8 protein-coding genes are annotated in these 12,512 nt (G+C 73.8%); 2 read left to right on the top strand and 6 right to left on the bottom strand.

Features of this window, described 5'->3' with window-relative positions; genetic code table 11:
• Positions 1 to 20 precede the first annotated feature (20 nt).
• Positions 21 to 1,286: an ABC transporter substrate-binding protein gene (locus tag K1T35_RS23785; protein WP_220253917.1), complete on the bottom strand. Its 1,266-nt coding sequence runs from the start codon at positions 1,284 to 1,286 to the stop codon at positions 21 to 23.
• 410 nt (positions 1,287 to 1,696) lie between these two features.
• On the opposite strand from K1T35_RS23785, the gene K1T35_RS23780 reads away from it, so the two are divergent.
• The gene (locus K1T35_RS23780) at positions 1,697 to 4,426 is read left to right on the top strand and encodes a nitrate- and nitrite sensing domain-containing protein (RefSeq protein WP_220253916.1); all 2,730 of its coding nucleotides are present in this window, start codon (positions 1,697 to 1,699) and stop codon (positions 4,424 to 4,426) included.
• Between the two features lie 131 nt (positions 4,427 to 4,557).
• Here K1T35_RS23780 and K1T35_RS23775 read toward each other — a convergent pair whose 3' ends face one another.
• Positions 4,558 to 5,601, bottom strand: coding sequence for an acyl-CoA dehydrogenase family protein (locus K1T35_RS23775; protein ID WP_220253915.1), 1,044 nt, complete (start codon positions 5,599 to 5,601; stop codon positions 4,558 to 4,560).
• Positions 5,598 to 6,767 carry an acyl-CoA dehydrogenase family protein gene (locus tag K1T35_RS23770; RefSeq protein WP_255620629.1) on the bottom strand — a complete coding sequence of 390 codons (1,170 nt, stop codon included), beginning with the start codon at positions 6,765 to 6,767 and terminating at the stop codon, positions 5,598 to 5,600. The genes K1T35_RS23775 and K1T35_RS23770 overlap by 4 nt, the downstream gene beginning before the upstream one ends.
• 90 nt (positions 6,768 to 6,857) lie before the next feature.
• Here K1T35_RS23770 and K1T35_RS23765 point away from each other — a divergent pair, with 90 nt between their 5' ends.
• On the top strand, positions 6,858 to 8,354 hold the full coding sequence (locus tag K1T35_RS23765) for an NAD-dependent succinate-semialdehyde dehydrogenase (RefSeq protein WP_220262799.1): 1,497 nt from the start codon (positions 6,858 to 6,860) through the stop codon (positions 8,352 to 8,354).
• A 7-nt stretch (positions 8,355 to 8,361) separates the two neighbouring features.
• On the opposite strand, the gene K1T35_RS23760 is transcribed toward K1T35_RS23765, so the two are convergent.
• The 3 genes from K1T35_RS23760 to K1T35_RS23750 are packed head-to-tail and all read right to left on the bottom strand — an operon-like array spanning position 8,362 to position 12,466.
• Positions 8,362 to 8,805 carry a hypothetical protein gene (locus K1T35_RS23760; RefSeq protein WP_220253913.1) on the bottom strand — a complete coding sequence of 148 codons (444 nt, stop codon included), beginning with the start codon at positions 8,803 to 8,805 and terminating at the stop codon, positions 8,362 to 8,364.
• Positions 8,802 to 10,991: a hypothetical protein gene (locus K1T35_RS23755; protein WP_220253912.1), complete on the bottom strand. Its 2,190-nt coding sequence runs from the start codon at positions 10,989 to 10,991 to the stop codon at positions 8,802 to 8,804. Before K1T35_RS23755 ends, K1T35_RS23760 begins: the two co-directional genes overlap by 4 nt.
• Positions 10,988 to 12,466: a lipopolysaccharide biosynthesis protein gene (locus K1T35_RS23750; RefSeq protein WP_220253911.1), complete on the bottom strand. Its 1,479-nt coding sequence runs from the start codon at positions 12,464 to 12,466 to the stop codon at positions 10,988 to 10,990. The genes K1T35_RS23755 and K1T35_RS23750 overlap by 4 nt, the downstream gene beginning before the upstream one ends.
• Positions 12,467 to 12,512: the final 46 nt, after the last annotated feature.

The raw sequence follows: 12,512 nt of genomic DNA, 5'->3' as shown, positions 1-12,512 counted from the left end.
GCGTGCTGGCCGCCGCTGCCTCACCGGGCCGGGGCGGGCAGTGGTGCGACGGTGCCGCCCGCCGGGATCTGCGGGTGCTGGGTGTTGCTGACGATCACCAGCTCGTACGGGGTGGTCGTGCCCGCGCGCCACTGGCCGCCGACGAGCGGCGTCTTGGCGACTCCCGGTACGGGCCCGGCGCTGAAGTCGAGGGGCCCGACGACGGTGTCGAGCCGCATCCGGGCCATCGCGTCGGCGATCCCCCTGCGGTCCTGCACGGACCCGACGGCCGTGAGCGCCGCGGCGGCGACCTCGAACAGCGCGTGCGCGAACCCGAGCGGCTGCGTCCACTGCCGCCCCGTCGCCGCTGTGTACTCGGCGGCGAGGTCGGCGGCGCTCTGCCCGGTGAGCGAGGACCTGAACGGGTGGCTCGGCGACCACCCGACCTCGGTTGCGAGGTTCACCGCGGCCGGGCCGATCCCCTCCACGGTGGCCGGGAACTGGATGCCCTTGCCGATCGTCGCGATCCGCGGCTGGTAGCCCTGCTGGGCGGCCTGCCGCCAGAACGTGGCGAAGTCCGCCGGGTTCGCCACGCCGAGCAGAACCTCGGCCGAGGCGGCGCGGAACGCGGCGATCTGCGCGGAGAAGTCATGGCTGCCGCCGGCGAAGTTGCCAGGGTCGACGATCGTGTAGCCGCGCTGCGCGACGGAGAGCGGGATGCCGGTGTCCGGATTTCCCCAGGCAAGGCCGTCGGTGTCGTTGGGCCACAGCACGCCAGCCGCCCTGTTGGTCGCCACCTGGTCCCACATGTCGGCGTACACGGCCTGCGTGTCCTCCAGGCCCCACGAGAACAGGTACGTCCACGCGAACGGGGTCTGCGGTCGCCCGCCCCTGCTGTAGAACCACGACTGCCACGGGCTCGCGGTGGCCACGCACGGCAGGCCAGCGGCCTCGCACTGGTCGCTGACCGCGTTTACGGTGTCGGACGTGCCCGAGACGAGCATCAGGTGCACGCCGTCGTCGAGGGCGAGGCCCGCGGCGACGTCGGCCGCCCGGTTGGCGTCGGACTGGCTGTCGCGCGTCAGGATCTCCACCCGATGGGGGCGGCCGCCGACAGCGATCGGGTTCGCGGTGAAGAACTGCCCCAGCGCGGTGGCGACGAACCCGTCGGCCTCGCCGAACGGGGCGAGTGCCCCGGTCTCGGCGCTGACGTACCCGATCCGGATCACGTCGCCGGGAGCGCCTGCGGCGGGGATCGTCGCCTGTGGCTCGGAGCCGCACGCCGCGGCCATCCCCCCGGCGAGCACGCCGACCCCTGCGGTGCGGACGGTGCGGAGGAACTGTCGACGATTCGGCCGCGAGCGGCTTGTTGTGCCGTCCTGCATACCGTCCTCGTGCTCGCTGGATCGCCGTCTGGATTATTCTGGATCGTCGAATCGTCAGTTGTTTGATCGGTGCGAAGCATCATCGGCGGACATCAGAGGTGTCAAACTCGGGGTTGCGACACGCGGAGCACCATGGCGCCGCGACGGACCACCGGGGGTACCCATATCATGACGCAGCGCAGCAGGTGGCCACCCGTTCGGCGCATCCTGGTGCTCGCACTACCGACAAGCCCGGGTGACTCTGGTTACACTGCGACAGCAGGTGATCATGTTGTCCGGTGGCCAGGGCGGGCCGCCTTGCTCCCCCAAGCGTCCGAGTGGAGAAGACCGACGTGACAACGGACGACCGGCCGGCCGCCCGCCGGCGGTCCGCGTGGCCGTCCCCGCGGCACTGGAGCGTGCGGGTCAAGTTCTCGGTCGTGGTCGTCGTACCGCTCGTGCTCGCCGTCGCGCTCGGCACGATCCGGATCCTCGACGAGGTCGCCGAGGCGGCCGAACGGGGCCTCGTCGCCAGGTTCGTCTCGGCCCAGGGCATGGTCACCTCCCTCGTCGTCGACGTGGAGCGCGAGCGTTATCGCGCCACGGAGTTCGTCGCCAACGGCCGGGCGGACCCGCGCGCGCTGCAGGGCGTGGTCGACGCCGTCGACCAGCGCGCCGCGAGGAGCCGCGACGCCGTGGCGAGGCTCGCCGACGACGTCCCGGCGATCGTGCTCGTCCAGCAGCAGGCCGACCAGGCCATCTCCCGGCTCCCGCCGCTGCGCGAGGTGGTCACCCGGTCCAATGCCCCGCCCGAGGCCGTCGTCGCGCGGTACTCCGAGCTCATCGAGCAGCTCGTGCAGCTCGACACCGCGTTGCTGCGCAACATCAACACGTCCGAGGTCACCGGGCTCGCAAACGCACTCGCCGGCCTCGGTGCCGCGCGCAACGAGGCCACCCTCCAGCAGGCCCAGATGGCCATCGCCGTGCGTAGCGGCCTGTCCCCCACGCTCGGCACCGACCTGCAGTTCAGCAATGCGCGGCTGGAGAGCGCGCTCGCCGACTTCCGGGTGTCGCTGAACGCCCCGCAACGCGTGCGGTACGCCGGGCTGATCCCGGGTCCCGGCAACAGCGCCCGCAACGGCCTCGTGCAGGCCGTGCTGACCGGCTCACCGCCGGAGGGTGACGGCGTCGCCACCGTCGCCGACGTCTACAGCCGATTCCTCGGCGAGGTCGACGCCGCGGCAGAGGGGCTGCGTTCGGAGCTGCGCACCGCGGTCGTGGAGCGGCGGCAGAGCGCGCTCGTCGAGGCGTGGGCCAACGCCGTCGTCCTGCTGCTGGCGCTCGTACTGGCCGGGGTGATCGTCGGCTTCGTGGCCCGCTCGATGATCGCCTCGCTGCGCACGCTGCGCCGCAGCGCCATCACCGTGGCGCAGGACCGCCTCCCGGAGGCCGTGCAGCGGATGCGCCAGGGCACCGCGCCGAACGTCAACATCGCCACGGTGCCGGTCACCACCCGCGAGGAGGTGGGCGAGGTCGCCCGCGCGTTCGACGCGGTGCACGAGCAGGCCGTCCGGCTCGCCGCCGAGCAGGCCACCCTGCAGAACAACATCAACGCCATGTACGTCAACCTCTCCCGCCGCAGCCAGGCGCTGGTCGACCGGCAGCTCGTGCTGATCGAACAGCTGGAGGAGGGTGAGGTCGATCCCGAGCAGTTGTCGGACCTCTTCCGGCTCGACCACCTCGCCACGCGAATGCGGCGCAACTGCGAGAACCTGCTCGTCCTCGCGGGCGCCGACATCCCCCGCCCGGCGGCCGAGAGCACCCCGGTGCTCGACGTGCTGCGGGCCGCGGTCTCGGAGATCGAGCACTACCAGCGGGTGGTCGTGCAGAACCCGCCGGACGCCACGTTCGCCGCCACGGCGGCCAATGACATCCAGCACCTGCTCGCGGAGCTGCTCGACAACGCCACCAACTTCTCGCCGAGTGACAGCCAGGTGGTGATGAGCTGCAGCCAGGCCCGCGACGACTCGATCCTCGTGGAGATCTTCGACGAGGGCATCGGGCTCTCCCCCGGCGAGCTCGGCACCCTCAACGAGCGGCTGCGCAACCCGGTCGAGTCCACGGCGTCGGTGGCGGCGTCGCGGCGCATGGGCCTGTTCGTGGTGGGCAGGCTGGCCAACCGGCACGGCATCTCGGTGGGCCTGTTCACCGACTCGCTGGGCGCGTCGGCAGCCGCCGCCAAGCGGGGCGTCACCGCCCGGGTGACGATCCCGGCCGAGCTGGTGGGCGAGCGCGTCGACGAGCCGGACCAGGTCGTCTGGTCGCGCATCGACCCGGCCCCCGCTGTGCCGTCCCGCATCGTCCTCCCGCCCGGCCCGGCGCCCCGCACCCCCGCCGGCGGCGAGCCGCTGGGCGCGGGCGCCGCGGGCTCCGACGGTGCCGCGCTGCCGTCGGACGACCACTCACGCCCGGCGCCCCGCCCGCGCTACGACCCCACGAGCGGCGAGACCACCATGCGGCTGCCGGTGGTCTCCGCGGAGCCCGAGCCCCATGGCGAGCCGGAGCCCGCGCCGCCGCCGGTCGATGCCGGCGCGGAGGCGCGCCTGGAACCGCCCAACCTGTTCGAGCCGATCGTGCCGCCCCCATCCCTGCCCGACCCCGGTGAGCCGCGCCCGCCCGACCCACTGGCCTCCGAGGTCGAGGAGTTCGAGGCCACGCCGATCTTCGCGGAGGTCACATCGGGCTGGTTCCACGTGCCGGCGCCCCGCTCCCACGACGCCGAGCCCGTGCCCGCCGGCGTCGGCGCCCGCGCCCGCCAGGACCCGTCCGCGTTCGTCACGTCCGCCGACGCGGTGTGGCAGGCCGCCCGCGCCGCCACCGAGAGCCAGACCGCCGGCTACACCACGGCCGGCCTGCCGAAGCGGGTGCCGCGCGGCCGGCTGATGCCGGGCAGCGCGATGCCGGGCGAACCGCCGCCGTCGATCTCGGGACGTGACCCGGACGCCGTCCGCGGGCGGCTCAGCACCTTCCAGCGCGGGGTCCGCAATGGGCGGCACATGCGCGCCGAGGAGGAGGGCTCCTGAGGCTCCCGGTGGTCGAGTAGGGATGGCGCCCCAGCGCCGTGCCGTATCGAGACCACCAGAGCGAGGCATCCGTCTCGTGGTCTCGATACGCGCCGGCCCTGGGGGCCGGCGCTACTCGACCACCGGGTCGCCTAGCCCGTGATGAGCGGCCACAGGCCCGCCGGGCCCGCCGCGAGGACGGTCGCGCCGAGGTCCGTGTTCCATTCCGCGTCGGAGCCGTCCTCCTCCCGCCATGCCCACAGCCGGGTGGTCCACAGGCGCAGGTCGTGCTCGCGGGTGAAGCCGATCGCGCCGTGCACCTGGTGGACGATCCGGGCAACGGCGCCCGCGGCCTCCCCGGCGCGGGACTTGGCCGCGGCCACGGCGAGCCGGGTGGCGGGTGCCGCGAAGCCGACGTCAGCGGCCACCCGCGCCGCCGCGGATGCGGCGGCCGATGCCGCGGCCACCTCGCCCGCTGCGAGTGCCAGCTGCTGCTGCACCGCCTGAAACCGGCCGATCGGGCGGCCGAACTGCACCCGCTCACCCGCGTAGCGGACGCCGGCGGCCAGCGCCCCGCGCGCGGCGCCCGCGAGCAGCAGGGCGCGCCCCAGCGCCGCGCGGAGGCGCAGCTCGGCCGCCACGCTGTCGGGTGCCGCGACGACCGCGACGGCGGGTCCGGCGACCGCCACCGTGTCACGCGGTTCCTCCGCCAGGTTGGTCCCCTCGGTGATCCCGGCGGCGCGCGGGTCGAGCAGCACCACGTGGGCGCCCGTCAGCACCGCGACGCCGGCCGAGTCCCGAGCCCACGGCACCCGGGGCAGCTCGCCACGGACGGTCGTGCCGTCCACCTCCAGCCGGCCCGCGACCGCGGTGAGCGGCCCGTCCGGCAGCGGCACGCCCGCGGCGTGCAGCAGCCAGCCGCCGAGCAGGTCGGTCTCCACCAGCGGCACCCTCGCGGCGTGCGCACCGGCCGCCGCGAGCACCACGGCGGCGTCCTCGAAGGTGCCCTCGCTGCCGCCCGCATCGGCGGGCAGCGTCAACCGGGCGAGCCCGGTCTCCTCCAGCGTGCGCCACAGCCCGGCGTCGAACCCCGTGTCACTCGACGCGGCATCCCCGAACACGGACTCGGCCAGCTCCTGCAGCTCCGTGTTCACCGACGTGGTCATCCCCGACCCGGTCATCCCTGCCCCGGTCATCGCAGCCCCAGCCCCCTCGCGACGATCCCGCGCAGCACCTCGTTCGTGCCGCCGCGGAGCGTGAACCCCGGGGCGTGCAGCACCGCGTCGGCGAGCAGGCGCGCGAACCCCGACTCCGCGCCGGGGTCCGGCGGAACAGCGACCAGTAGCCGCGCCACGTCGATCACCTCGTTCTCGTACCGGGTGCCGAGCTCCTTGACCACGGCCGCGGCCAGCTCGGGGGCCTCCCCCGACTCCAGTGAGCCGGCCACGGCGAGCGACATCCGCCGCAGCGTCCACAGCCGCGCCACCAGCCCGCCGATCTCCCGTTCGGCTCCGGTCGTGCCCGCCAGCTCCCCGACCAGCGCCACGAGCAGCGGGAACGTCGACAGGAACCGCTCCGGGCCGCTGCGCTCGAACGCCAGCTCGCTCGTGACCTGCTTCCAGCCGGCGCCGACCTCGCCGAGCACCATGCCGTCCGGCACGAAGACCCGGTCGAAGACGACCTCGTTGAAGTGGTGGGCGCCGGTGAGCAGCGGGATCGGGCGGATCTGCACGCCGGGTGCGTCGAGCAGCACGATGAACTGCGACAGCCCAGCATGCCGGTGCTGCTCGTCGCGCGGGGCCGACCGGGCGAGCGCGAAGAACGCGTGCGCGTGGTGCGCGCCGGACGTCCACACCTTCGTGCCCGTGAGCTCCCACCCGCCGTCCACGCGCTCGGCCCGGGTGCGCACCGCGGCCAGGTCCGACCCGGCGTCGGGTTCGCTCATCCCGATGCCGAAGTACACCTCACCCCTGGCGATTCCCGGCAGGAACCGCTGCCGCTGCTCCTCGGTGCCGAACCGCAGGAGCGTGGGCCCGATCTGCCGGTCGGCGATCCAGTGCGCCGCAACGGGCGCGCCCGCGGCGAGCAGCTCCTCGGTGACGACGTAGCGGTCCAGCGCCGACGCGCCGTGTCCGCCGTACTCCTTCGGGATCGTCATGCCCAGCCAGCCGCGTTGCCCGAGCTCGCGGGAGAAACGCTCGTCCCATCCCGACAGCCAGACGTCCGCACGCGGCGTCCACAGCCCTGCCGCCTGTTCCTCCGCGAGGAACGCCCGTACCTCGGCGCGCAGCGCCGATGTCCGCGGCGGCAGCTCGATGGGGGGCGGCACGAGGTCGGGTAGCCGATGCAGCGTCGCGGTCACCAGCCCATCCTCTGTCATCGCGGCGCAGGAGACCGCGTGGCACACCACACAAGGCTGCGCCGCCCGGCGGGCGGTGGCAGCATCGCGGCCATGACGAACTCCGCGACGAACTCCGCCGCCAGCAGCACCGACGAGGCCAGGGTGGTCGACGCGGTCCCCACCGGCCTGTTCATCGGCGGGCAGTGGCGTCCGGCCGCGTCGGGCCGCACCCTCACCGTCGACGACCCGGCCACCGGCAAGGCGCTGTGCGAGGTGGCCGACGCGGGCCGCGAGGACGGGATGGAGGCGCTCGCCGCGGCCGTCGCCGCGCAGCAGTCGTTCGCCGCGATGCCGCCGCGGGACCGCGGGGAGATCCTGCGTCGCGCCTTCGAAGTGATCATGGAACGGATCGACGACCTCTCCCTGCTCATGACGCTGGAGATGGGCAAGCCGCTCGCGGAGAGCCGCACCGAGATCGCCTACGCCGCCGAGTTCTTCCGGTGGTTCGCCGAGGAGGCGGTGCGCATCGACGGCGGCTACGCCGTGGCTCCCAACGGCGCGAGCCGCTTCCTCGTGCAGAAGCAGCCCGTCGGGGTGTCGCTGCTCATCACGCCCTGGAACTTCCCGATGGCGATGGGCACCCGCAAGATCGGTCCGGCGATCGCGGCCGGCTGCGCGATGGTGATGAAGCCCGCGCACCAGACCCCGCTCTCGATGCACGCGCTTGCCGCCATCCTCGCCGAGGTCGGGCTGCCCGACGGCGTGCTGAACCTCGTCACCACCTCCGACGCGGGCGGCGTGATGGAGCCGCTGATCCGCGACGGGCGCGCGCCCAAGCTGTCCTTCACCGGGTCCACCGCGGTCGGGAGGAAGCTCCTGGAGCAGTGCTCGGAGAAGGTGCTGCGAACGTCGATGGAGCTGGGCGGCAACGCGCCGTTCCTCGTCTTCGACGACGCCGACCTCGACAAGGCGGTCGAGGGCGCGATGCTCGCCAAGATGCGCAACATGGGCGAGGCCTGCACGGCGGCCAACCGGTTCCTGGTGCAGCGCGGGGTGGCCGAGGAGTTCGCCCGGCGGATCAGCGACCGGATGGGCGCGCTCGTCGTCGGCCGCGGCACGGAGGAGGGTGTGCAGGTGGGCCCGCTCGTCGACGCGAAGGGCCGCGACAAGGTCGTGGAGCTCGTGCGCGACGCGGTCGACCGGGGCGCCCGCGTGCACGTCGGCGGCGAATCGGGCGACGGGCCGGGGTACTTCTACCGCCCGACCGTGTTGTCCGACGTGCCGTTGGAGGCCCGGCTGACGTCCGAGGAGATCTTCGGCCCGGTGGCCGCGATCAGCGTGTTCGACGACGAGGACGAGGCCGTGACCGCCGCGAACGACACGGAGTTCGGCCTGGTCAGCTACCTGTTCACGGAGAACATCAGCCGCGCCCTTCGGGTGTCGGAGCGCCTGGAGTCCGGCATGGTCGGCCTCAACACCGGGCTGGTCTCCAACCCGGCGGCCCCGTTCGGCGGCATCAAGCAGTCCGGCCTCGGCCGCGAGGGCGGCACCGTCGGCATCGACGAGTTCCTCGAGACCAAGTACGTGGCGATCGGGTTCAGCGGCTGAGCCAGCACTAGCCGCCGGGCTGAACCGGCTGCTGCCCGGCCGGCGCGCCGCCGGGGTTCGCCCCGGCCCCAGGTGCGGCCGGCGTGTTCGGGTCGGCAGCACCGGCGGCCGGGGCGTTCGGGTCGGCGGGGGCCGCAGGCTGGTCGGGGCGGTCGTCCGGGTCCGGCACGGCCTGGTCGGTGTTGTCCTCCTGGCCGATCACCGTCACGAACGTCTCGGGATCGGTTCGGGTGACGACGGCCTGGACGAACAGGATCCCGCCCTGCATCGCCATCAGCCCGGCGAGCGCCGCCATGGCCACGCCGGTGGCCATGGTCAGCATTCGCACGCGGGCCGACTTGCGGTAGTTCCGCGCCAGCGTGGTCTCCACGGCCCACGCCCGCGCGCCCATCACGATGAGGAGCAGCAGCACCGCCGCCCAGACGAGGATGTCCAGCCGCGGGTCGATCATCGTGGCGCTCCCGGGAGCCCGGTGGGTTCGACCTTGCGCAGCACCACGTCGAACCCGTTCTGGTAGGTGATCACGTACTCACCCGTGGCGACGATCTGCCGCACTGCCTCGAGCGACCACCCCGCCGGCATGAGTTTGAGGTCGCGCCCGTACGCCTCCGTGGACTCGAACGAGACGATCACGTCCGGATCCTGCAGGTCGACGCACCGCACGGGGTCGTCGATCAGGTCGGAGCAGCCCTCGATCGAGTTGCCGCGGCTATGGGTGTCGATCCCGTCGACGGCGTAGGGGCCGACGCCGCTGACCAGCGGCACCACCTCGAGGCCCGGCGGTGTCGTGGCGTACACCTCGCGCATCATCGCCACCTCCTCGGGATAGACGACCATGTACGACTCGTTGCCGCCCCGGATCAGGATGAGCGACCCGAACAGCAGCGCCATGCCGACCGCGAGCACCTTCTCCATGCCGCGCTTCCAGCGCGCCACCCAGCGCAGCGCGTCGGCACCGAGGATCGACAGGACCGGCAGGCCGAACAGCACGATCCGCAGGAACACCTCGCTGCCGTAGCCCTGTGCGGCGAACGCCATGGGCACCGCGGCCAGCGCGATCGGGGTGAGGTCGCGCCTGCGGCGCCAGTACACCCATGCCCCGACGATCGCGAGCAGCCAGGTCAAGCCGGGCACGAGGATGCGCAGCAGCTTGACGAAGATCTGTCCCTGGTCGCCGGCGAACCGGTCCGACACACCGGCCTGGATCGCCTCCTCGGCGTTGCCGGAGCCGATGATCATGTCGAGCTGGTTGAGCCAGAAGTCGCGGCCCGCGATGAGGATGTACACGGCGACGGCGATGATCCCGACCAGCACCAGGCCACGCCCGCGGAACCGGCCCACGATCGCGAGCACCACCAGCTGGCCGATGATCGCGAACGGGGTGAGCTGGTGTTCCGGGGCCACCGCGATGAGGCACAGCGCCGCGCAGAAGTAGATCAGTAGCAACTGCCGCGGCGGCAGCGTCGGCCGGTTCGGCGGGGTCAGTGCGGCCACCAGCCAGCGGCGGGGCAGCGCCAGCCGCTTCGCGTCGGCGTGCGGCTTGGGCCAGCCGGGCACGCCCGCAGCGTCGGTGCGCCGGGTGGCGAGCGGGCCGAGCGCGAACACCAGCGGCGTCAGCATCAGCACGATGCCGGTGGCCTGGGGGGAGAAGTAGTCCTGCTCGATCCAGTTCAGCCCGAGGAACAGCCATGCCGCCGCCCACGGGGCGCGGTGGCCCCCGAGCATGGAGCGGGCGAGCGCATAGATCCCGATCGCCCAGACCCCGACGATGACGGGCGGGAACCAACGCAGCACCTCGTCCAGCTGCGTGGCGCCCGCGGCGTCGCGGAACCACGCCCACTGCGCGAAGAAAGCAGGCCAGTAGAAGCGGGCGTCGTACCCCTCGACGGGTCGCCCGTCGCCTGCCATCGCGTCGACGAACCCCGAGATCAGCCACGCGGTGGAGAACCGAGCGGCGGGCTCGACCACCGACGGGATGCCGTAGGAGCAGAGGATCAGCGTCGCCGTGGCCGTGCCGAGCATCGGGATCCGGGGCCGCGGTGACCACAGCTCGGTAGCACAGGCCGCGACCGCGCACAGCATGGACAGCCACGCTGCCGGGCCGAGGACCTTGGCCAGGCCCCAGCCGTCGAGTGCGGAGAGGTCGGTGGTGGCCGCCGCGATCGGCAGCAGCGCCACCGCGGCGAGCGCGAAGGCGGGCGAGAGCCAGCGGTAGATGCCGCTGGTGGTCGGCGCGGGTGGCGGGGCGGGTGGCCGCGGCCGCTGCCGCTGCACGGGCAACGCGGTGGTGCGCTCCGGGCTGATGGCACTGGCCGCGGCGGGATCCCCTACCTGGGCCGGGCGGGCGGCGGACGGTCCGGGCGCCGGTCGCGGAGGCGGGCCGCCCGGCCGCGCGGGCGACGGGCCAGCAGCCGGCCCGGGAGACGGGGTGCCGGTCGGCGCGGGGCGGCGGCCCGGCTGCGGGGCCGGGGCGGGCCGCCCGGGCTGCGCGCCGGGGGCCGGGCGGGGTTCGGGGCGCACCTGTGGCCGGGCCACGGGCGGGAGGTCGGGCCGGGGCGCAGGCGGCCGGCGGCCCGGCGGCGCGGGAGGCGTGCGGCCGCGGCCCGGATCCCCTCCGCCACGGTCGGTCGATGTCACGGTGCACGCACCTCCAGGTCGGTCCGGCGCGCCGCCGGGATGACAAGCACAGCGGCCGCGCAGGCCACCTGAACGATGATGTAGCCGATCGCCACGAGCCGCAGCTCGGTGACGCCCACCGCGGTGAAGGACAGTGCGGTGACGGGCAGTGCGATCGCGACGACCAGCACGAGCACGGCGCTGAACAACTGGAGCCGGTCGAATCCCACCCCGTGGCCGAGGGCCTGCCGGACGCCGAGCTCGTGCGTGACGACGAGCCGGAACGCGAGCCCGAGCAGCAGGAGCCGGAGCAGGTCGCCCGCCTCGGCGTATGTCGTGCCGAATGCGGTCAGGAGCGGGCCGGCGAGCGCGGCACCGAGCGCGATCACCGGGAGGAACACGATGAGCAGCCGCCTGCGGGCCCGCGCGACGAGCTCCGCGGTGCGCCCCGGCTCGCGGGCCACGGCGCCGGACAGCGCGTGCACGGTGTAGGCGGCCGCGAGGTCGACGACCACGAAGACCTGCCACGCCACGAAGAACGCGGCGCCGGTCTCCGGCCCGAATCGCACAGTGACCACGACCGGGACCAGGTGGTAGAGCAGCGCGGTGCCGACCAGCGAGATCGCCGCGGGGGTCGGTGACGGCCCGCCCACTGGCGTCCGGCGGACCAGCACCGGTACGAGCGCGACGCCGAACACCGCCCACAGAACGATCGGGGCGAGCCAGGACAGCACGACTCCGTACGCGCCGAGCCCGGCGACGCCGCTGAGCGCGACGAGCGCGCCGATCTGCAGGATCGCGAGAAGCACACTCCGCCAGACCGCCCACCGCGACTTCCCCGCCGCGGCCAGCACGACGTCGTGTGCCGCCACGACACCCCAAGCCGCGCAGGCCAGCGCCACGAGCAGCGGGCCCATGGCCGGCGCGACACCGGGGCCCGTCGGGATCGCCCCGAGCCCCGGCACCAGCAGGCCACAGGCCAGCCCCACGAGCGCGCACAGCGGCAGGACCAGCAGCGCGGCCCACGCGAGGCGGACGGGCCGCCACCGGCGCACCGGCAGGATCGTCAGTGGGGCGAGCCCGCCGACGAGCAGGAACAGCGACACCACGAGCTGCGCGTCGCCGAGGGCCCTCACCGGCAGGAGGTGCGCCGCGACGAGCCAGCCGATCAAGCCGCCTGCCGAGCCGAGCAGGGCGCTCAGCGCCATGGCGTGTCCGCCGGGGGCCCCGCCAACGGCCTCGGGCATGACGACCGGGATGCCGTCGGTGTCGGCGTCCGGATCGGCACCCCGATCGCCGCCCGTCGACGGCATGCGATGGGTCTCCGGCGCGATCAGCTGGAGCTCCTCGGTCCGCGCGCCCGAGGGGTCGAGAACGACGGTGGGCGGGTCTGCCCTGGGGTCGGGGTGGGTGCGACCGAAGAAGTCGGGTCGCACGATCGCCGGGTTCGGGACGGCGTTCCCCGATGCGGTCGGTGTCGACTGCCGACGGCTCACGACACCGCGATCCGCCGCGGTCCGCCGCCCCTTGCCGCAGCTCCCG

The sequence above is a fragment of the Pseudonocardia sp. DSM 110487 genome (assembly GCF_019468565.1).
GTDB lineage: Bacteria > Actinomycetota > Actinomycetes > Mycobacteriales > Pseudonocardiaceae > Pseudonocardia.
This window is presented reverse-complemented; position numbering and strand designations above follow the sequence as displayed.